The organism is Streptomyces sp. MS191, assembly GCF_008042125.1.
GTDB lineage: Bacteria > Actinomycetota > Actinomycetes > Streptomycetales > Streptomycetaceae > Streptomyces.
Map to the genome: position 1 here is coordinate 1 of NZ_RDBI01000238.1, position 18823 is coordinate 18823.

Sequence of the window (18823 nt, forward strand, 5' to 3'; positions counted from 1 at the left end):
TAGATGTTGGCCAGAGGGTTGGTCGAGACGCCGTAGGCGAACGGGCCGACGCCGGCCATCTTCCCGGCGTAGGCGCGGAACGTCGGGCCGATGACCTGCATTAGACCGACGGACGGGTGCCCGGCGATCCAGTTGGAGTCCCAGCGGTTGACGATGTTCGGGTTGCCGCCGGACTCCTGGTTCATGCGACGCAGGGTGATGTCGGCGTAGGCGGCCGGCTGGCCGACGAGGCCGAGGGCCTGAAGGACTGTGCCACGCCAGCGCTGCACGCCGCTGCCGCCGGATCCGCCGGCCGGAGCGCTGCCCTCGCCGCCGCCGAACAGGTTCCCTGCGGCCTTGATGACGCTGTCCTTCAGCGTCGACAGGAGCTTGCCGGGGATTCCTGCCGCGAGCTTGATCCACGGCGTGTTGCCCATTCCGGAGACGAGCTTGCGGATCGGGGAGGTGATCTTCTCCCAGGCCTTGGACGGGTCGGTCAGCAGGTCGCCGGCAAGACCGGCGGCGTCCTTGATGAATCCGACGATGCCGCCGTCAGCGAAGCCGGGGAGGCCGAGTGCCTTCTGTACGCCGGAGATACCGCCGGAACGGGCCGCGGCGTTCATGGAGTTCACGTAGCCGGCGCCGACCGCGCGAGTCCACTCCGGCCTCATGATGGCCTCGCCGCCGCCCACGGCGATCAGGGCGTTGTCGCGGCCCGGGGTGTAGCCGGGGCGCACCCCCTCGGCGACGCCGCCGGTGGCGAAACCGGGCGGGTGGAACTCGCCCAGTTTCTTGCCGCCGAAGGACCCGGCGACCTTGTTCCACAGGAGGACGATGCCCTTGTTGTAGACGGTGTCGATGATGAACTTGATCGGGTTGGACGCGAAGTCCCTGAGGCGTCCCCACTGCTTGCCGATCGCGTCCGACACGAGCTTGAACGCCGTGCCGACCTTCTCGGCGCCGGTACGCATCCCGTCGAACGCCGAGCGAATCCCCCGCCACACGGGCTGGATCACGACGTCGTTCAGCCAGCGGAAGGCCGGGCCCAGGCGGACGCGGATCCACGACACCAGGTCGGAGATCCAGCGGATGGTGCCGGACAGGGTGGAGGCGACCTTGCCTGCGAGGTAGCCGACCAGTCGCACTATCGGCGGGAGCAGCCACGACAGGACACTCACTCCGAGCTGGGTGACCATCAGGATCAGGCGGCTCAGGGGCGGCAGGATCGGGGCCAGGGCCACGATCAGGTCCACCAGCGCCATGCTCAGCTCGAGCATCGGCGGCAGCAGCTGCTCGATGAGGGACACCCCGAGATCGAGGAAGACGTCCACGATCAGCATGAGTGCTTCGGTCAGCGTCGGCAGCACCGGCAGCAGACCCGCGACCAGCGCGGTGATCAGGGTGACGAACATCGGGATCAGCGGCTGGATGGCCTTCATGACCTGCGTCAGTGCCGTCGACAGGACGCTGACGAAGAGGCCGGCCAGCGATGTCACGACGTCCAGGAGCGGTTCGATGAGCGGTTCGAGCGCCCCGAAGACCTGAGAGATCAGCTCACCGAGCAGGGAGACCAGCGGCATGCAGGCCTCGAGGGCCTTCACCAGCGGACCGGCGAGCGACTCCACAACCCTCGTGATCACGTTGACCACGGGAGTGAGAGCCGGCAGCAGGGCCTTGATGATGGCGGCGAGGAGCTTGCCGATCGGCTCCAGCAGCGGAGTGAGCGCGGCGACCATGCGGATCAGGGCGTCCCCGACGAGGGTCACGACCGGCAGCAGCGCCTTGATGAGCGGCTCCAGCGCTTTGCCGAGTGCTTGGACGACTTTGGTCAGAACTGGTCCGAGCGTCTTCGCCAGGTCGGCGATCACCGGTGCGATCGCGGCGATGAGAGGCAGCAGGGCCTGGACGCCTGCGCCGATGACCGGGGCGATCGCCGCGGCGATCTGAGCGACCGCCGCGAAGATGCTGCGCAGCGCGGACTGGATTTCGGGCATGGCAGTGACACGCCGCAGCTCGGCGAATAGCTCGCCGACCACGGAAAGTGCCTGGGCGCCCGCATCGGTCGCGGCCTTCATGATGTTGCCGACCGTGCCGAACGCGTCACCCAGGATGGAGCCCAGCTGAGACAGCAGGGTGAAGGCGGTGTTGATGGCCTGCTCGAGGCCGCCACTGGCGAAGCTCTTGGCGATGCGGTCGGAGATGGAGGCGATGCCGTTGCCGAGGCCGCCCATCAGCTTCTGGAACGCTGGCTGCGCGGCTACGGAGAGTTGGCTGAACGCCGTGATCAGCTGCCCTGGGGCGTCCTTCAGCTCGGCGAAGGACTTGTTGGCGCCCTCGAAGACCTTCTCCAGCAGCCCCGTTTTCGCCATGTCGGACACCGCGGTGATGGCCGACTTGCCCATCGCATTCCAGATGCCGGCCGTTGCGGTCAGCTGCTGCTGGAGGATCGGAATTGTCTGTCCGGCCAGGCTGGTGACGGCTGTGTCGAGGCCGGAGAAGAGGCGGTTCTGTACGGACAGCTTCATCTCGCGCCATGCCGGGGCGAGGCCGCGGATGGCGTTGACGAACGCTCGTGCGTTCGGGGCGAGCTTGGCCATGGCCTGGTCGAACTTGTTGGCCTGCCCAGCCGCTGCGGCCTGCGCGTCAGCCACCGCGGCGGCGGCCTCGGCCACCGCACGCTGGGCGTCCTCGATCTGCCGGGCGCCCTCTGCTCGGGCTTTGCTCACGCCTTGTTGGGCATCCGCAAGGGCGCGCTCGCGCTCGGCGACGGTGCGATTCGCCTCCGCGATCCGCTCCTTCACGGTCAGAACTTGCGCGCTTCCCTCGATGCCGGCCTTGTTTGCAGCCTTCGTGTCCACCGTCAGTCGCTGCGTCTCGCGTCGCTGCTCGACGAGGTTCAGGCGAGCCCGGTCTCGGGCAATCGACAGGCGTTCCAGCTCGTCGGGGGTCGTGCCGGGCTTGGCCTGAGCGGCACGAAGCTCCTGTTCTGCCTCCTTGAGCCGTCGGACTGCCTCGCGTTCGTCCAGGTGCGACTCGGCGAGGCGCTGGTTCATGTCCTCCAGCGCGCGGGTGGCCTCGCGGCGGGCGTCAGTCAGCTCGCCTTGGACTTGGTGCGCTTCGCGCTGGGCGTCCACGAGGTCCCGCTCGGCATCGGTGACCTGCTCCTGTGCTTCCATCACGCGCTCGGCTGCCTGCACGCGCGCGTCCGCGAGGGATCGCTGAGCGTTGGCCAGGCCTCGCTGCGCGGATTCCACCGCTCGGGTTGCCGAGGCCGCTGACGATGCCTGCGCCGAGGTGTCGGCGAATGCCGCCTTGAAGGCATCACCGACGCCCGACAAGCCAATCTTCAGAGCTGCAGCGGCGGTGCCTGCTGTGACGAGCGCTGGGGCGAGGACGGCTGCGGATGCGGCAACGGCCTGGAGGTTGGAGGCGATGGCGACACCGGCCAGGGCGCCGAGCCCCTTCAGGCTGGCGCCGAAGCCGCGTGCGAACGCGCTGCCGCCTGAACGACCAGCCCGGCTGCCTCGCGCGGATGCCTGGCGGGACCAGTCGCCCTCGAACTCGGGCCGGATGGAGACGTATCCGCGTCCAACGAGCACACCGCTACCGGCCACCGCGCACCCCCATTACTGGTACGCGGCGCCCCCGAAGACGCCTGCCAACTGTGCTGCGCCGGAGCCGTGGCGGCCACCGAAGCGGATGACGTTCGACTTCTGCTTGCGCACCTCGACGCCCGGTCGAGCGATCGGGTCAGGCGGCTTCAGGCGTGCGGTCTTCTTCGGGTCTCCACCGAGCCGAATCGTCGCGAAAGTGTTCTCGCGGATCGCATCCACCGCGCTGGCCAGCAGCTGTCGATCCAGAGTCCACTCGTCCTCATCGGCGGTCGATCCCCGCACCTGGCGGGCTGTTGCCGAGTCATTCGGCAGGTATCGCAGGAACACGCGCAGCTCCCGCCAAGACATCTCCCCGCGATACAGGTCCAGGAGGGACCGGCCCGGCCAGTAGTGGGCCAGGTCCCACTCGACGGCCTCCCCGTGCTCCTCTAGGAACCGGTGGAGGCCGCCGATTCCCCCGGTTCGAGCCCGGAGCGCTTCTGCCACTCCATCGCGATCAGCTCGATGTCGCCGAAGGTGTAGCCGGCCGCGTACATCTCTCGGAGCTTGTCGGCGCCGAGGATCTCCTGCAGGACGCCGGACACGTTGCCGAGATCGCCGTCGACCTTCTCCTGCAGCTCGAACGGCAGGGCCATCATCGGCGGCAGGGTGAACTCCACCTGGTGCAGCTCGAAGGTGGTCGGCTCGGGCAGGGCGTCTCGTCGCTGCTTGGCCAGGGAGTCGAGCGAGACAACTTCACGCCCGACCGCGGTCTTCGTGGTCATGGTTCTCCTTGCGGGTGTGCGGGTTGGTCCGGCAGGCGCGACCCGCTGGCGCGCCTGCCGGAGTTGGGGTTACGCCGCGGACCAGGCCGGGTCGTTCGACAGCCAGGTCGCGATCTCCGGTGCGGAGGAGGCGTAGGCGGAGATGGTCATCTCCAGGCCGACCGCGTCCGAGCGGCCGATCGTGATCGCGCCGCGTTCGGTGACCTCTCCGCGCGGGATGATGAGCCGGTTCTTGATGGAGCCGTCGACCCACTCCAGGCCGATCGCGCGCTCGTCCGGGCCGGGCGCGGCGGGGATGTCGAGCTTGTGGACGGTGCCGGACACGTCCGTCATCGTCGAGCCCGGGAAGTAGAGCTTGACCGTCGCGGTCTTCAGCTCGATGGCGGTGAAGCCGAGGGTCATGTCGAGGCTGGTCAGGACCCTGCGCACGGGGCTCAGGGACTGCCAGGCGTTGATGTCGGTGACGTCGGTGGAGAACTCCATGCTGACGCCGTCCTCGGACAGGTAGCCGAGGTCGGACCAGCCGGCCCCCCAGGCGGTGTCCAGGTCGACCGGCGCGGTCGTGCCCTTGGGAGCGAGGTAGATGTTGCCGTTCAGACCAACGCGCACGTTGTCGGCGTTGAGCGCCACGATTGCCTCCAGGCATGGCGAGGACCCGCAGGCGCTCGCCGGCGGGTGTACGGAAAGGTGGGTGCGSGTTGGGTCCTAGACGGGGCGGACGCGCATCTCCATGACAAGCACGTACCTGGGGATCTGGTCGATCTCGGCCGATGGCTGGTGGGGAAGCCAGACGAGGGACACGTCCCGAACCCGGTAGATCTGGGCGTTGGGCAACGGCTGCCCCTCGGCGGCGAAGACGTGGCCCCTGACCAGCTGAGCGAGGGAGTGGGCCTGGGCCTTCGTGGCTGCCAGAACGTCGATGTCGAGGGTGACGTCCTCTGTGACCAGGGGGACGACGGTAGCCCCTCCGCCGCGTGTCACTGCGACGACGCCGGTGGCCAGCCGATTCATCAGCTCCGGGGGCCATTCGGTGCCGACGTAGGTACCGACAGGGAGCGTGTTGCGCAGGTGGGCGCACGCGACCTGCTCGACGTCGGGGAAGGAGACAACAGGCAGAGGGCTGCTCATCGTGTCCTGCGACCGCGGCCCTCAGCGGGCGGCTCGGCCACCTCGGCTGTCGGCGCGGGCCTCTCGGGCGGACTGGTGAGCACTTCGGCGACTCGCCCGTCGAGGGTCAGGGCGGCGAGCTCGTCGGGCGTGATCTCGATCTCGTCTCCCGGCTGATGGTCGCCGTGCCAGTAGGCCAGTCGGATTCGGGGCATCAGGCGCTCCTCAGGGATTGCAGGGCACGGCCGAGCGTGCGGGTCTTCGGGGACCATCCACTCTGCGGGCGGTCCTGAGTGGTGGCGGGTCGGCCGGAGCCGAACTCGACTTGGCCCCACCACGCCGCCGTGGCGCCGAACTCGGCGCGCCAGCCGTTCGGTCGCATCGACGCCGCAGAGTAGAGGCTGGCCTTGTACTCGCCGTGGCGCTGGACCGCAGGGTCGTAGGTGGGCCCGCTGTACTGCGGCGCGATGCTGCGGGCGATGGTGGCGCCGGCGTCCGCCCTGTCCTTGAGGAGGTCCCTCATCCCGGACCCGCGGGCAAGCTCGTCGAACATGTGTGGGTTGGGGACGTATCGGAAAGAGCCCGGCATCAGTCGACCTCCCTCAGATCGGCCTCGATGTGATGGACGCCGCCGCCAGGCCCGGGCCAGCGCGCGACCTTCCCGACCACCTGCATCGTCGTGCCCTCCGCTTCGACCCGGTCCGTCTCGCGCAGATCCAGATCCATGCCCTTCGGGGTGTAGAGGCGCCAGCCGGTCACCGTGAGCTGCTTGTCGTCGGTGTCCTCGGCAGAGCCGCCCGCGGGCTGCACGTTCACGCCGGCCACGATGGTGCGGGTTGCCCCCGGCCAGTCGGGCTTCTCGTTGCCGTAGGGGTCCGCCGTCATGGATGCCCTGAGGATGACGATCGTCTGCAGGTACAGCATCAGACCGACCTCAGGCGTACCGAGCCTGCGGACCGGCGATAGCGGTCCAGGACCTTCTGTTCCGTGCGGGACAGGAGCACTCCGAGGTACTCGCCGACCGCCGGGATCAGGTAGGTCGTGGATATTCCGCCGACGGTCTCCGAGCGGATGCCAGACGGGTTGACGATCACACGGTTCGCTGCCTGCAGGGTGATCGCCTGGATGTCCCCAGGGACCGGGTCCCATCCATGGGTGTAGGTCACCTCGACCTGTGGTGGCTGGTGGGCGCCTGGTGGGCCGAGCCATGGCACAGACCTCACGTGAAGGAGGTCGTTGTCCAGCCACCAGTCTTGCGATGCCGAGCCGTTGATCTTCACCGAGGTCACCGCCTCGATGGGCCGCTGCGGCAACGTGACCTGTCCGTATCGCCAGCAGCCGTCGCTCACGACATGCTGCCCGCGGTCAGGCCAGCCAAGAGCGAACGTGTCCGTGGTCGTGGACTTGGTGATGTCGAGTCGCACGTAGGCCCGGACGACGCTGGATGCCTGATCCAGCAGAGCCTGCGCCTGTAGCTCCTGCTCCGGGGTGAAGGTGCGGCCCAGGATTGCGGCGAGGTCGGCCACCGTCGCCAGCGAGGGAAGTACCACGGTGACCGCCTCCGTCCGTCAGCGCTGCCGTGCCGAGTCGTCCAGCTGCTGCCGGACCTCGCGCGCGTGGTCAGCGTCCGTCTCCGGGGTCGGCTTGCCCGCGACGACGCCAGCGACGGTGTAGTTCTCCTTGGGCGTCGGGTCGACGGGGACGCCGATGTAGCCCCTGTCTTCCGCCTCGTCGACGGCCTTCTGTACCTCGGCCTGCGCCTCGTCCTTCGGCGCGCTCTTCCGCTCAGCCATGGGAGCCTCCTCAGGTCCGCGAGATGGTGACTCGGACGACGCCGCCCGGGTCGGTGATGCCGGTGCCGACGTGGATCGACCGCCACTGCAGCGTGTCCCCGGCAGCGAGCACGAGGTTCGCCGCCGTTCCCGACAGGGTGATCGTCTTCTCGTCGTTCGCAGTGGCGTTGATGCCGTTGTCGAACGCGAGCGACGCGACCGAGGTCGAACCCGAACCGGCCTGGCCCTTGTTGACCAGGGACACCGTGCGGTTGTTGGTGGCGGCGCCGGTGATGGCTGCCTCGGGAACGTACTGGACCGAGGTGACGGTGCAGGCGAACGGGGCCTGTCCGAGGACCGTGTCGTCGTCGTTGCCGGCGGTCGATACCGCCGGGACGTTGCGTTCGATGACCTGCACGAAGGGAGCAGTGGTCATGGGAATCCTCCTTCGGGGTGACTGACCCCAGACATGCAGAACGGCGCTTGCCAGGTTTCTTCAGGCAAGCGCCGTTTGCTCAGGCGACTTAGTTTGGCGTGTCCGCGGACTCGTTCTCACCTACGTACTGCAAGCGACTTGCGGTCCTGATCCGGTGGCAATTCGCGCAGACCACTTCACACTTTTCGATCTCGGCGTCGATGAGCTCTCGCCTCATACCGGCCATGCAGGCGATCCGGTACTTTTTCTCAACTCCAGGTAGATGATCGAAGTCGAGCGCGACCGCATTCTCGCGGTATCCGCAGTCGCTGCAGCCACGCTCAAGCTTGATCGCCTGGAAGTACAAGCGATCGCGCTTTGCTCGCTCCGAACGCCCCTGCCCGTACCGGAGGCCATTGCACCGCTTGCACCAGTTAAGGTAGCCGCCACGCACGTTGACGTTCTTATAGAACTGGGCGAAGGGTAACTCCAGCCCGCAGTCCTTGCAGGTTTTCATACTCGCTCCCTGAAGGCGAGGCCCTGATGGATGGGGACAGAGGCAGGCGCTCAGGGAACGCTTTTCGGGAGCTACCCTAGCCTCCGCCGAAGGCCATTCTACCGGCCCACGACTGCTAGTACTTGAGAACGCCGGCGGGGTACCTGCTCGCTTCGGTCGGCTGCTCGTTGTTGATCGGGTTGGAGACCTGCCAGCCGACACGGAACGTCAGGCGCACGGCGGTCATGTCCTGTTGTGCCAAATTGAACATGATCGCGCCGGTGTTGTCCTGGATGACGGCCTGGTCGAGGATCTTCATCGTGATGTCGGAGCGGACGCCCAGAACGAACTGGCTGAAATCGCCCGCGAACAGACGGGTGTTCGTGCCGGCGCCGCCACCCGCGGGGAAGAGGCCTCGCATCGCGTAGGCCACCGGCAGCCCGTCGAGGGTCTGGAGGTCGCCCGACACGCGGGTCTCGTCCAGCTTGCGGCCCTGAGTGTCTCGCGCCTTGCGCAGCTTCGACTTCGCCGCCGTGGAGGCGACAAAGCCGTCGACCTCGTAGCCGTCCGCCTCGATCTTCTCGTACAGGTTGTCGAGGTCACCGTAGAACCCGCCCTGAGCGGCGGTTGCGGCCTCGGTGACGTCGTTGCCTGCGGCGACCGCGGCGGTGGTGATGTCCGAGGGCCAGCTGGACGGGGCGTTGGTGCCGAAGAAGATCGCTGCGTCGAGGGTGCGGCCGAACGCCTCGGTGAGGAGAGGCATTGCCTCGTCCCAGATGTTGGCGTCCACGTCGGCCAGGACGTTGTCCGGGACCGGCATGATCGTCGCGATCTCCTCGATGTTGAGGAACTTGTTCGCCCAGGCGACCTCGGTGGTCTGCTTCAGACCCGTGTCGCCGCCTACGAAGTAGGCGACCGGCAGGGCGGACAGGACCGGGAAGCGGACCTGTGCACGGCCCACCGGGACCCGGCGGAACAGGGACATGGCTGCCGACTGCTCGGTCGCCTTGCCCATCATCTCGTTGGACACCTCTTCCGGAATGAGCGCCGCGGCGTCAGTCCTGGAGGTCACGTTGTTGTAGGCCACGATCCGGCCCCTCCTTCAGAGATTCCGGCCGGACCGTTCCGCGCCGGGAGTGGATCAGCCCAGGCCCGCCTTCTGGCGGATCAAGGCGTTCATGTCGGTCGGGGCGGGCGCGGGCTTGCGCACGCCACCGTCGTAGTCGGGGCTCCGTCGCTGCTGGGTCTCGCCGAGCTCCTTCAAGAGGGCGTCGGCGTCGGCCTCGAGCTCCTCCTTCGTGGAGCCCTGCAGGCGGCCGGCCCAGCCGGGCGGCAGCTTCTTCGAGGATGCGACCTCGTAGCGCAGCAGCTTCGAGCTGGCCTTCGCGGCCTCCGCCTCTGCTGCCTGGGCCCGCTCGGCGAGCCTCTGTGCCTCGGTCTTGTCGCGGTCCTCGAATGCCTGGAGCCGCCTCGACATGTCGTCGAGCTTCTTCTGGGCTGCGCTCGCCGACTTCTCGGCTGCGGCGCGTGCCTTCCGTTCGGCGGCAAGGGCCTTCTGGCCTCCTTCGCCGAGTCCAGCGGTGACGTCGTCGTGCTGGCCGGTGTCCGTCGCGGGCCCCGTGTCGTCGGTGACGTCGGTGGTGGTGGTGTCGTCGTCAGCCATCGCGGCCGACTCCTCTCAAGCGCCCCGCCCTCGCGGCAGGGAAGTTCATGCGGCTAGACGATGTAGCCGTAGCGCCTGAGCAGCCGAAGCTGGTCGTCGCGGTCGTCGGAGATCCGAAGGATCTCTTCGGGCATCAGGCGCGGGGTCCGTGTCGAGCGGAAGTAGCGATTCGATGTGGCCGTGCCGTGCCGCTGGCCGGCGAAGCGTGCGAAGTTGTCGCCCGCCCGGTCTCGGCTGCGGCCGTACACGCTGCGCCGGGTGGCGCCCTCGTGCGTGACCTGTAGGCGGCGACCGTAGATGTGGGCGTAGTCCATGCCGCGACGGGCGTTGACGACCTGGCCCATGTCCGCTCCCGCAGAGATCGCGTCCGCGCCGGCGACCGTGAACACCCGGCGGCGTTCGGCTTCCGACATCGAGGCGTACAACTGCTCGGGCGTCTGGACCGCGCTCCACTCGGCCTCACGAAGCGGCAGGGTCTGGCAGTCGCAGTTCGGGTGACGCAGGAAGCCCTCGCTATAGCGGTAGGTCTGGCCGGACAGGAGGATGCACCGCGAGCAGGCAGGCAGGGTCACTACTCGCATGTAGGCCACGCAGCCGCGCTGTGCGGTCATGCCGACCTGGTCCGCCGAGCGGGCTGCGTCTGCGATGGAGGTGGCTGCGTAGCGGGCCATGTCAGCGAGACCGCCGACCATTGCCTGCTGTCCGGTCATTCCTGCTGCCAGTCGGCGCTGTACGCCGATCGCGGGCAGGAACAGCAGGGTCTCGAGCGGGCCACCGTCCGGGGCGATTCCAGTAAAGGCCTCCGCGACCAGCAACGCCTCGGGAACTGCTGTGCCGCCCTGCTCCGCCAGAGCGCCGGCAACGAACGCCTGCGCGCCCTGGGCAGCGGTGAGCTGCCCTGCGATGACCGCGGCGACGATAGCGGCGCCTGCTTCGCCTTCGAGGTCGTCCGCGATCGTCGTTGCGGACAGGGTCCGCCAAATCCGCTGAATCAGCTCGATCAGCTGACGCGTGATCGATGTGATCTGGCGGTTCCGGGCGGTCGCCAGGTCAGCCGGCGGCTTCTCCATCCTCGGCCTCCGTCATGGGCGGCTTCGTGCCGTACAGAGCGGCGATGTCGCCCGCGACGATCCGCTGCGCGGCCTGGTCCCGCTGCTCCCGCCACATGGAGATCTCCGTCTGAGACGCCCCCCAGCGCTCCCACAGGGCTTCGTGAGGCACGCCGAGAGTCGACATTTTCAGCAGCGCGTCGACGAGTTCGCCTTCGGTGCGGAACTCGGGGTTGTGCCAGATGACCTCGATCGCGGAGAGATCTCGGGTGTCGCCGGCAGCGCGGAGGTAGAGGCGGACCACCTCCTCGATGGCCTCGCCGAACGGCCTCTGGCGCTGTTTGACCTTGGAGACGAGGCCGGACTCAGCTGCCTTCAGTGCGTCGCCGGAGATGTTCACCATGGCGCCGAGGAGGTACTGGCTGGGTGTTCTGGTGCGGGCCGCCATGTCCTTCACGTCAGCCTCGACAGCCCGCAGGTACGGGCTGATGTCCGTCGCCTGAAACTCACCGATCTTGACGTTCTCGTCCTCGATCACCCACAGGCGGTCGACCGCAGCCTTGAACGGCTCGATCGGCTGACCGGCCTCGTTCGTGGGCACCTCGTACCCGGTCATCCACCGCTGCCGGAACGCGGCGAACTCCTGCGCCATCATCCGGTCGATGATCGTTTTGTTGATGCGGTCCTGGATGTCGAGAACGTCCTCGATCTCCGACATGGCGTTTCCGAGGAGATCGGGCCTGTTGGGGACCTCGACCAGAGGCACAACGCCAAGCGGGTTCGGCGCCGGCCATGGCTCCGACTCGATCTCACGGGTCACCCATTTCGGCTTCCCGACCATGCCCTTCGTCGGCATGGGCGCCTTGAACTTGTAGATCGCATTCGGCATGTAGACGGTGGCCATGAGCTCGCCGGTCCAGTCGTCCACCCAAGATTTCAGGCCGGCCGCACGCTCCCGCCGGCTGCCAGGAACGTAGGCGACGATCGCCTGCGTCATGTCCTCGCCGGTCACGAACGGCGTCGTCGCGTCGTCGGGGTTCGGGGCGACCAGCATGAAGGAGCGAGAGCACTTCACGGCCTCGGTCGTGATCAGGTCCGAGTCGGCGTCCAGATTGTTCGCCTGCCAGATCCGCCAGGCCTCCTCGTCGCCGACCTCCTCGCCGCCGATCCGCACGCCGTCGACCTGGATGCGCTCCGCCGTGGCGTCCACCACGAGGCCCACATAGTTCGACCGAGACTGCCGCAGCAGCCGCTGGAAGCCCTCCCGGGCCTTGTCCGTGAGCTTCGCGAGCGGATGGTCACCGGAGTAGTAGCAGCGCATCACATCCGCGTACTTGCGGCGCTCCGACAGCTCCTCGTACAGCCGGTCACGCCACCACTCCGCCGAGCCGACCTCGACCTTAGGAGCTGCCACCGAGCACCTCCCTCAGAATCCGACCGCTACCCGGGACTTCTTCTTCGGCCGCCGCAGATACCCCGACAGGCCCATCACGGCGGCCTGGATGCCGTCGATCCGGGCCTGGCTTTTGTTCCGGTTCGGCTTCACCGTGCGGATGTTGTCGTTGCCGTCCGCGATCACCTCGACAACGCTGGCCATCCAGAGCAGCACCGGGTGGCCGCCGTGGTGCAGCGCCTCCATGCGCAGCAGCCGGTCCATCTCCTTGCACCCCGCAGACAGGCCGAGAAAGGTCTGGGCGAGCGGCTCGACCACCAGGCCGCGCTTCGTCTCCCGGTCGACGTTCTGCACCAGCTGACCGGCGAACATCCGGTCATAACCGATGCGCTGCACGTCGAAGAACTTGCAGTCGTCGAGAACCTGCTTCTCGATCAGGTCGTAGTCGATCGCATCGCCCTCAGTGAGGCGCAGGAAGCCCTGTCGGGCCCACTCCGCAAGCGGCACCTGCAAGGTTCGCTGCAGCTCCTCCAGTCGCTCCGAGGGGAGCCAGAAGCGAGGCACGAGCTCCACCTCGACGTTCGGCTTCGGCGACTCCACCGCCAGCACGAACGCGGTGAAGTCGGAGACCGCGGAAAGATCCAGGCCGCCCCAGGCGCGCCGGCCCTTCAGCGCCTTCTCGTCGACCATGCCGGCGTTCGCGTCCCAGCGCCGCATATCGATCCAGCGCGTCGACGCCCGAGAGCGGATATTCAAAGACAGACGCAGGAACGTCGGGTAGTACGAGGGCGTGGTGCGGGCCTTCTCCGCCTCGCGCCGCATGTACGCCAGCGTCGGGCTCACGCCGAGCCCAGGGTTGGCCTTGCGCCACGTTTCCTCGGCGAACGGATCGTCCGAGTCGGCCGCAGCCCAGATCACCCCGTAGTGAGCAGGGTCCTGCATGATGTGCTCGGCGACCTTCTCGGTCACGCCGTGCACCTCGTCGTAGATGCTGCCTTCCTGGGCATCATCCGCTGTTGTAATCATCACGACCATGGGCTGATCCCGCGCGCCCGTGCCTGTCGTGATCGCGTCCACGAGGTCGCGCGACTTGTGGACATGCAGCTCGTCAATCACCGCGCCCGAGACGTTCAGGCCGTGGGCCGTCTCCGCGATCCGCGACAGAGCCCGGAACACGCCGCCGGTCCGCGGCACCCGGATCACGGAAGTTAGAACCTCGGCCCGGCCGCGTACCGCCTTGCTCGTGGTCGCCATGCGTTTCGCGTCGTCGAAGACACGCTTCGCCTGGTCGAGACTGGCCGCCGCCGCGTAGACCTCAGCGCCCGTCTCTCGATCTGCCATCAGGAGCGTCAGGCCGATGCCCGACGACAGTGTGCTCTTCCCGTTCTTACGCGGGATCTCGACGTACACGGTGCGGGCCACCCGAACCGGCCGGCCAAGCTCCTCGTCGAAGAACAGCCATCCGAACGCGGGCAGGATCACCCACACGGCCTGCCAGTGGGCCAGCTTCAGCGGGCTGCCGCCCCAGCGGCCCTTCGTGTGCTTGAAGGACTCGATCGCCCGTACCGCGCGGCGTGCAGCCTCGACGTCGAACCATGCCCCGGGCTGCTCCGGGAGCTGGTTGGCGACCACAAGAGGCCGGCGCTGCAGGGCTGCGTCAATGTCGTCCTCCGACATGCCCAGCTCCAGGAGAGCGGCGCGCGGTACCGGCAGTCCGTCCTCCCGGTCCTGCCTGGACAGCTGCTCAGTCGAAGGGGTCGTCCTCGTCGCCATCGTCGCCACCCTCCGGCGGCGTCAGCCGACCACGCGCAGACGGCGATAGCCCCAACTCACCGATATATGCCTTCAGCTGGGTCCGGTACTGCGTGGCCACCGTCGTCAACGGATTCCGGCACGGCCCTCGCTGCCCCATCGTGATTAGGCCCTCGACCGACAGCTGGTACTCGCAGCAGTGCAGCCGCGCCACACAGAGGCAGTAGTCCACGACGGTGGACCAGTCCACAGCGTGCAGGCCGGCCATGTGTGTGAGGACCGGCACGACCCGATCCCACTCGCTCACCGCGATCTCCCGCCCACGGGCGGACGAGTCCGAGGCCAGCTTCAGCCGCTGCCAGACCTGCACCTCCCGGCGGTACTCCTTCAGCTCCTCGTCGTCCGCACCGCGTGGGGCCCGCGGCTTCCCGGGCACCCTGACGACAGGGAAGAACGAGTCCCAGTCAGGAGCGACGAGCTCTGCCGGCGGCAGCTTCACGCCGTCGCGGACAGGCCGCTTCCCGGGGTTGCCCTCGCGGACGACCTGCAGGGCCGGCTTCGGCTTGCGCCCTGGAACAGCCATGCATGATCACCCCCTTGATCAGAAGGCTCCGGATCGCGGCGCCAGGGTTTTCCCTCCCCGGCGGTCCCCCGCGGGCGCGCGGGCGGGTGCGCCCCCACCCGTGCGCGCGCGTGGATCTTGATCGGAGCGCCGAGATGATCAAGCGCCAGGCCGCTCCGCGTTCCATCCGCCCGGCTGGAGCTGAGCTGTCGAGCTGCTGTGACAGCGATGACAGAGCCCGCGACCGTACTGCGGATCGTCAGCGTCCAGGCCCTGAGCCTCGAGCTGTTGCCTCGACCTCGGCCAGTGGTCGGCCTCGGTGGCTGGCTGCTGTCGACACAGCACGCAGACAGGCTGAGCGTCCAGCACGCCACGACGGAACCGATCGCGATGCCGGGCGCCGTAGCCACGCTGTACCGCACTGCCTCGCTGCCGCCTGTCCTTGCCGTGCGTCGGGCAGGGCTTGGTCTGGTCGCAGCCCGGACGGGAGCATGGAGGCTTCAGCCTGCTCGGCATAGCGCCTCCTCAGCTCGCCTCGGCCCATCGATCGGGATGCGCCGCTCGCATGTGCTGGGCGAGTGGGCTGCTGTCTGTCTCCAGCGTCCACACCGACGTTGCCCCGTCGTCTCGGTCGCAGGCCGACAGGACCTGCACCGGGACATCGACCCGGTCGTCACAGACGGGGCACCTCAACGGAAGGGTGGTGTCTGCGGCCATCAGACGCGGATGGCGTTGATGACGAGCTCGGCGTGCGCGACGTCCACGCTCATCGTCGTGCCGTAGGTGTTGGGGTCGAAGGGCCCGAAGAGCTGGGTTTCGCCAGCGGGGATCGACTCGACCCGGGACGTGACGGACAGGCCGTCTACGGTCGCGGTGAGGAGGAACGTGATCGAGCGGGCCGTCGACGAGGCGTTGGTGTTCTTCACCATGAGGATGACGCGGCCGTCGTTGGCCACGCTGTGGTTGTTGGTGGCGTCACCTGTCGTGGCCGCGGGCAGGGTCGTGCCTGCGCGCGAGGACTGGGTGACGGGTACGGCGACGCGAGCCATGACTGCTCCTGAGGAGGCGAGAGACGGGACAGGTGACGACTAGGCCGGTTCAGGCCCGAGGTTCTCGAGCAGCAGCACCCACGGGTATGTGGAGTTGGCGTAGACCTTGCCGCTGCTGGTGCCTTGGTGGACGAGCGCGACCGTGACCGAGCCGGCGTTGATGTGGCCGGCGCCGACGGTGAACATCACCGCAGCGGTCGCCTTGCTGAAGGCCGTCGATGGGTAGAGCCATGGGGCGCCTTCGGCCAGCGGGCTGGACGTGCCGGTGCCGTCGTAGACGGCGATCGCGCCGGCGGAGCTGAGCAGGGCCAGGTCGAGGAAATGCCCGCCCACGTACATCATCCCGAGGTGCGCCCGGATCCGGTCGCCAGCCGCGGCGGGGATGGAGCATTGCAGCGGGGTGCCGACGGACGTGGTCGCGATCGTCCAGGCTGCGGCGGAGGCGAGGTCGACGATGGCGCCGTCAGTGATGCGGGCTTTCGCGGTGCGGATGTTCGCGCCGGCGGGTCCAGCTGGTCCGGTCGCTCCCGTTGCTCCGGTGGCCCCCGCGGCTCCGGCTGGGCCTTGGGGTCCGGTCTCGCCTTGCGGGCCGGCGGGCCCCTGCTCGCCGTCCGCTCCTGCGGGGCCGGTGGCGCCTGCCGGGCCCTGTGCTCCGGTTGCTCCGGCCGGTCCGGCTTCACCCTGGGGGCCGGCGGGACCCTGTGGCCCCGTAGCGCCCGTGGCTCCGGTTGCACCGGCGGGGCCTTGCGGGCCTGTCGGGCCCGTCAGGCCTTGCGGTCCAGCAGGACCGGGGATGCCTGCGGGTCCGCCACCCGGCGGGGTGACGGGAACCAGGTCCGCGAACTGCACCTCGCCACTGCCAGTGATCTCGTACCACTCTCGGATCCTGATGCCGCCCGTGACCTGCAGGTCCAGGAACCACTTCCAGCCTGCGGGCAGGATGCCAGCGGCATCGGTCGGGAGGAGCTCAACGGAGCACTCGCCGTTGGTGAAGGAGACGGTGCCGCCTCCCGCGTAGACGGCGTTGCGGGTCGCATCGACGAGGTAGGTCGAAGGCTTGGCAATCAGACGGCCCTGCGCCGGGGTGCCGTTGACTGCGGCCGGCAGGGTGAACCGAAGCGTGACCGTCGGGGTGCCGGGAGGGAACGCCATCGTGCACCCCCTCTGTCAGCAGACGAGCTTGAGTGGTGTCCGCCAGACCTGTCCGTCGCCGGCGGTGCCTGGCTGCGGCTGGTAGTCGAGCGGCACGAGGTGGGTGGACGCGTTGGTCTCGTTGGTGGTGCCGAGCCACAGGTCGATGACCTGCCACGGCTGCCCGTCGAGGACGGTCACGGTCCGGGGCTGCCCGCCGCAGCTGTTGGCGTCGAACATTCGGCGGCCGTAGACCGGCTGGGAGAAGCCGACGTTGCTCGGGGCGGTCCAGCCCGAGTAGAGGCTGGTTGCGGTCGCGTAGCCGATGCCGGTGCCTGCGCAGTAGCCGCAGCCGGGCTCCGAGTAGGTGAGCACGTACTGCTGGTGCGCGGGATCCCAGTAGCCGCCTGGCCCTTCGACGTTGCTGATGCCGGCGACTCTGCGGACGCCGACGCCGGTTCCGCCAGAGCCCCAGGTGGTGAGTTCCTCTATCCGCAGCTCGGTCGCCCCCGGCTGGGTGCACACGATCGCAGGCCGGCCGTTCGGCTGCCCGGACTCGATGATGCCGAAGTCGCCGTTGCCGCCGCAGATGGCGAGGCTGGGCTTGGTGTAGCTGCCGTTCGGGGTGACGCCGGGGCCGCACGGGCCGAGCGGCGAGGCGCAGCCCATCACGTTGTAGGCGTTGGCGTAGGTGTCGCTGTAGTGGCGGGGCGCGTTGAACCAGAGGATGAAGACCCCGTCGTTCGCGCCCCACCCGCTGCGTTGGATCATGCGCGGGTTGAAGCAGCCCTGCCCGGTCCCGCCGCACGTCTGCTGCCACGACCGCTTCGCCCACGGATCCTGCGACGTCGGACTGAACAGCACCTTCGGCGCCGACCACGGCCCCTGCGGCGACGACGCAATCGACACCCCGAAGCCGCACCAGGGCGTGCCGGCCACGTACCACTCGTAGCCGCAGCCGTAAATGCTGCCGTACATGAAGTACGTGTCGCCGAACCGCTTGATCGTTCCGTCGTGCAGGTCCAAGCCCGTTATCGAGAACGCCGCCGGAGGGTCCGACTCATCCGCAGCCGAGGGAGACGCGGCGGTCAAGGTGACTATCGCCAGGAGTAACGCGGCCAGCAGGTACCGGAGACGCACGGACGCCCCCTCCAATCAGTCGGGGGCGCGGATGGTCAGGCGGCGTGAGGCAGTGGCGGAGGGGCCGCGGTCTTCAGGAGCAGGCTGGTGTCCTCGTCCCGGATGGCCGCGTTGAGCTCCCAGACGTCGTATCGGACGGCCCTGCTGCCGGGTTTGCGGTAGCGCTTGATGCGGCCTTCTGTGGCCCAGCGGCGGATCGTGGATCCGGGGCGTCCGACGTAGTAGGCGGCGGCCTCTTCGTCGACGAGGGCAGGCTCACCGGACATGTCCACCTCCGGGAACGCGAAAGGCCGCCACATCGGGCGGCCTTCGGGAGTCACAAAGTGTCCAGCGAAGCACAGCGTATGCTCGCCGACCGGTCATGGTCAACTGCGGCCTTGACACTGGGGTGTTTTGCTGCGTCCGCCAAGCCTGCTCCGCCAGACTCTTCCCATGGCGACGGTGTTCACGGTTCAGGCTGATTCTGAGGTCGAGTGCCGGGATGAACTGCTCCGGCTCTGCGCGGCTTTCGGCTTGGCGCCGGTGATGCGGCCGATGGAGTCGTTGGGGACGGGCCGGTGGCTGGCTCGGGCGACGCCGACGGCCCCCGCGAGTGGCGAGGGCCGGCGCGGCTAGTTGTTGATGGTGGTCTTCCCCAGCCAGCTGGTCTGGGTGCTGGTGGTCTGGTTCTGCTGGTGGACGGTGCCGGTGTAGTGGTGGTGCGTCTCGCCGGGCAGGGCGTTCTTGGCGCGGCCGAGAAGCTTGCTGATGGCGAGGACGAGGAGGCTCGGGGCGCCGAGGAGGATGGCGCAGACGACGGGGTCGGCGTATCCGGAGGCGAGCATGACGAGGGAGGCGGAGCCGCCGAGCATGACGGATGTGGCGCCGGCGGCGAGCATGAGTCCGCTGGCGTCTGTGGCCTTCTGGCTCATGGGGGGCCGGCCGGGCTGGGCGACGG

Annotated in this window: 22 protein-coding genes and 1 pseudogene; all 23 read right to left on the reverse strand. The window is 68.3% G+C overall.

Annotated elements, in window-relative coordinates:
- A pseudogene (locus EAO71_RS36900) lies at positions 1–3593 on the reverse strand (hypothetical protein); the annotation flags it as partial.
- Between the two features lie 12 nt (positions 3594–3605).
- On the reverse strand, positions 3606–3920 hold the full coding sequence (locus EAO71_RS36905; RefSeq protein ID WP_147982143.1) for a hypothetical protein: 315 nt from the start codon (positions 3918–3920) through the stop codon (positions 3606–3608).
- 101 nt (positions 3921–4021) lie between these two features.
- The gene (locus tag EAO71_RS36910; RefSeq protein WP_147982144.1) at positions 4022–4357 is read right to left on the reverse strand and encodes a hypothetical protein; all 336 of its coding nucleotides are present in this window, start codon (positions 4355–4357) and stop codon (positions 4022–4024) included.
- A 69-nt stretch (positions 4358–4426) separates the two neighbouring features.
- Positions 4427–4987, reverse strand: a complete 561-nt coding sequence (locus tag EAO71_RS36915; protein WP_147982145.1) for a phage tail tube protein — start codon at positions 4985–4987, stop codon at positions 4427–4429.
- A gap of 75 nt (positions 4988–5062) precedes the next feature.
- Positions 5063–5485 carry a hypothetical protein gene (locus EAO71_RS36920; protein ID WP_147982146.1) on the reverse strand — a complete coding sequence of 141 codons (423 nt, stop codon included), beginning with the start codon at positions 5483–5485 and terminating at the stop codon, positions 5063–5065.
- Positions 5482–5679: a hypothetical protein gene (locus EAO71_RS36925; protein WP_147982147.1), complete on the reverse strand. Its 198-nt coding sequence runs from the start codon at positions 5677–5679 to the stop codon at positions 5482–5484. The genes EAO71_RS36920 and EAO71_RS36925 overlap by 4 nt, the downstream gene beginning before the upstream one ends.
- Complete coding sequence (locus EAO71_RS36930; RefSeq protein ID WP_147982148.1) at positions 5679–6017, reverse strand: hypothetical protein; 339 nt, start codon at positions 6015–6017, stop codon at positions 5679–5681. Before EAO71_RS36930 ends, EAO71_RS36925 begins: the two co-directional genes overlap by 1 nt.
- Positions 6018–6052: 35 nt before the next feature.
- Positions 6053–6388 (reverse strand): hypothetical protein, encoded by a 336-nt coding sequence (locus tag EAO71_RS36935; protein WP_147982149.1) that lies wholly within the window; start codon positions 6386–6388, stop codon positions 6053–6055.
- Complete coding sequence (locus EAO71_RS36940) at positions 6388–6990, reverse strand: hypothetical protein (RefSeq protein ID WP_147982150.1); 603 nt, start codon at positions 6988–6990, stop codon at positions 6388–6390. The genes EAO71_RS36935 and EAO71_RS36940 overlap by 1 nt, the downstream gene beginning before the upstream one ends.
- Before the next feature lie 42 nt (positions 6991–7032).
- Complete coding sequence (locus EAO71_RS36945) at positions 7033–7257, reverse strand: hypothetical protein (protein WP_147982151.1); 225 nt, start codon at positions 7255–7257, stop codon at positions 7033–7035.
- Positions 7258–7267: 10 nt separating this feature from the next.
- On the reverse strand, positions 7268–7672 hold the full coding sequence (locus EAO71_RS36950; RefSeq protein ID WP_147982152.1) for a hypothetical protein: 405 nt from the start codon (positions 7670–7672) through the stop codon (positions 7268–7270).
- An 88-nt stretch (positions 7673–7760) separates the two neighbouring features.
- Positions 7761–8168 carry a hypothetical protein gene (locus tag EAO71_RS36955; RefSeq protein ID WP_147982153.1) on the reverse strand — a complete coding sequence of 136 codons (408 nt, stop codon included), beginning with the start codon at positions 8166–8168 and terminating at the stop codon, positions 7761–7763.
- Positions 8169–8283: 115 nt separating this feature from the next.
- A complete protein-coding gene (locus tag EAO71_RS36960) occupies positions 8284–9234 on the reverse strand; it encodes a phage major capsid protein (RefSeq protein ID WP_187282992.1) in 951 nt (316 codons plus the stop codon).
- Between the two features lie 54 nt (positions 9235–9288).
- Positions 9289–9810 (reverse strand): hypothetical protein, encoded by a 522-nt coding sequence (locus EAO71_RS36965; RefSeq protein WP_147982155.1) that lies wholly within the window; start codon positions 9808–9810, stop codon positions 9289–9291.
- Between the two features lie 53 nt (positions 9811–9863).
- Positions 9864–10880 (reverse strand): hypothetical protein, encoded by a 1017-nt coding sequence (locus tag EAO71_RS36970; RefSeq protein WP_261992533.1) that lies wholly within the window; start codon positions 10878–10880, stop codon positions 9864–9866.
- Entirely contained in the window at positions 10861–12273 is a 1413-nt protein-coding gene (locus EAO71_RS36975) for a phage portal protein (protein WP_147982156.1), read from the reverse strand. Before EAO71_RS36975 ends, EAO71_RS36970 begins: the two co-directional genes overlap by 20 nt.
- A gap of 12 nt (positions 12274–12285) precedes the next feature.
- Positions 12286–13929, reverse strand: coding sequence for a terminase large subunit (locus tag EAO71_RS36980; RefSeq protein WP_261992534.1), 1644 nt, complete (start codon positions 13927–13929; stop codon positions 12286–12288).
- 67 nt (positions 13930–13996) lie between these two features.
- On the reverse strand, positions 13997–14587 hold the full coding sequence (locus EAO71_RS36985; protein ID WP_147982158.1) for a phage terminase small subunit P27 family: 591 nt from the start codon (positions 14585–14587) through the stop codon (positions 13997–13999).
- Positions 14588–15282: 695 nt separating this feature from the next.
- A complete protein-coding gene (locus EAO71_RS36995; protein WP_147982159.1) occupies positions 15283–15615 on the reverse strand; it encodes a hypothetical protein in 333 nt (110 codons plus the stop codon).
- A gap of 39 nt (positions 15616–15654) precedes the next feature.
- The gene (locus tag EAO71_RS39855) at positions 15655–16767 is read right to left on the reverse strand and encodes a collagen-like protein (protein ID WP_147982160.1); all 1113 of its coding nucleotides are present in this window, start codon (positions 16765–16767) and stop codon (positions 15655–15657) included.
- 15 nt (positions 16768–16782) lie between these two features.
- Positions 16783–17772, reverse strand: coding sequence for a glycoside hydrolase family protein (locus EAO71_RS37005; protein ID WP_147982161.1), 990 nt, complete (start codon positions 17770–17772; stop codon positions 16783–16785).
- A 149-nt stretch (positions 17773–17921) separates the two neighbouring features.
- On the reverse strand, positions 17922–18152 hold the full coding sequence (locus EAO71_RS37010; RefSeq protein ID WP_147982162.1) for a helix-turn-helix transcriptional regulator: 231 nt from the start codon (positions 18150–18152) through the stop codon (positions 17922–17924).
- A gap of 345 nt (positions 18153–18497) precedes the next feature.
- Positions 18498–18823 (reverse strand): hypothetical protein (locus EAO71_RS37015; RefSeq protein ID WP_222723631.1); only part of this gene is annotated, 326 nt, incomplete at its 5' end.

Bases quoted from the DNA above. Each gene is read 5' to 3' on its own strand.
- EAO71_RS36910 (WP_147982144.1), bottom strand. From the start codon at position 4,357: ATGACCACGAAGACCGCGGTCGGGCGTGAAGTTGTCTCGCTCGACTCC.
- EAO71_RS36920 (WP_147982146.1), bottom strand. From the start codon at position 5,485: ATGAGCAGCCCTCTGCCTGTTGTCTCCTTCCCCGACGTCGAGCAGGTC.
- EAO71_RS36925 (WP_147982147.1), bottom strand. From the start codon at position 5,679: ATGCCCCGAATCCGACTGGCCTACTGGCACGGCGACCATCAGCCGGGA.
- EAO71_RS36930 (WP_147982148.1), bottom strand. From the start codon at position 6,017: ATGTTCGACGAGCTTGCCCGCGGGTCCGGGATGAGGGACCTCCTCAAG.
- EAO71_RS36935 (WP_147982149.1), bottom strand. From the start codon at position 6,388: ATGCTGTACCTGCAGACGATCGTCATCCTCAGGGCATCCATGACGGCG.
- EAO71_RS36945 (WP_147982151.1), bottom strand. From the start codon at position 7,257: ATGGCTGAGCGGAAGAGCGCGCCGAAGGACGAGGCGCAGGCCGAGGTA.
- EAO71_RS36950 (WP_147982152.1), bottom strand. From the start codon at position 7,672: ATGACCACTGCTCCCTTCGTGCAGGTCATCGAACGCAACGTCCCGGCG.
- EAO71_RS36955 (WP_147982153.1), bottom strand. From the start codon at position 8,168: ATGAAAACCTGCAAGGACTGCGGGCTGGAGTTACCCTTCGCCCAGTTC.
- EAO71_RS36965 (WP_147982155.1), bottom strand. From the start codon at position 9,810: ATGGCTGACGACGACACCACCACCACCGACGTCACCGACGACACGGGG.
- EAO71_RS36970 (WP_261992533.1), bottom strand. From the start codon at position 10,880: ATGGAGAAGCCGCCGGCTGACCTGGCGACCGCCCGGAACCGCCAGATC.
- EAO71_RS36980 (WP_261992534.1), bottom strand. From the start codon at position 13,929: ATGTCGGAGGACGACATTGACGCAGCCCTGCAGCGCCGGCCTCTTGTG.
- EAO71_RS36985 (WP_147982158.1), bottom strand. From the start codon at position 14,587: ATGGCTGTTCCAGGGCGCAAGCCGAAGCCGGCCCTGCAGGTCGTCCGC.
- EAO71_RS36995 (WP_147982159.1), bottom strand. From the start codon at position 15,615: ATGGCTCGCGTCGCCGTACCCGTCACCCAGTCCTCGCGCGCAGGCACG.
- EAO71_RS39855 (WP_147982160.1), bottom strand. From the start codon at position 16,767: ATGGCGTTCCCTCCCGGCACCCCGACGGTCACGCTTCGGTTCACCCTG.
- EAO71_RS37010 (WP_147982162.1), bottom strand. From the start codon at position 18,152: ATGTCCGGTGAGCCTGCCCTCGTCGACGAAGAGGCCGCCGCCTACTAC.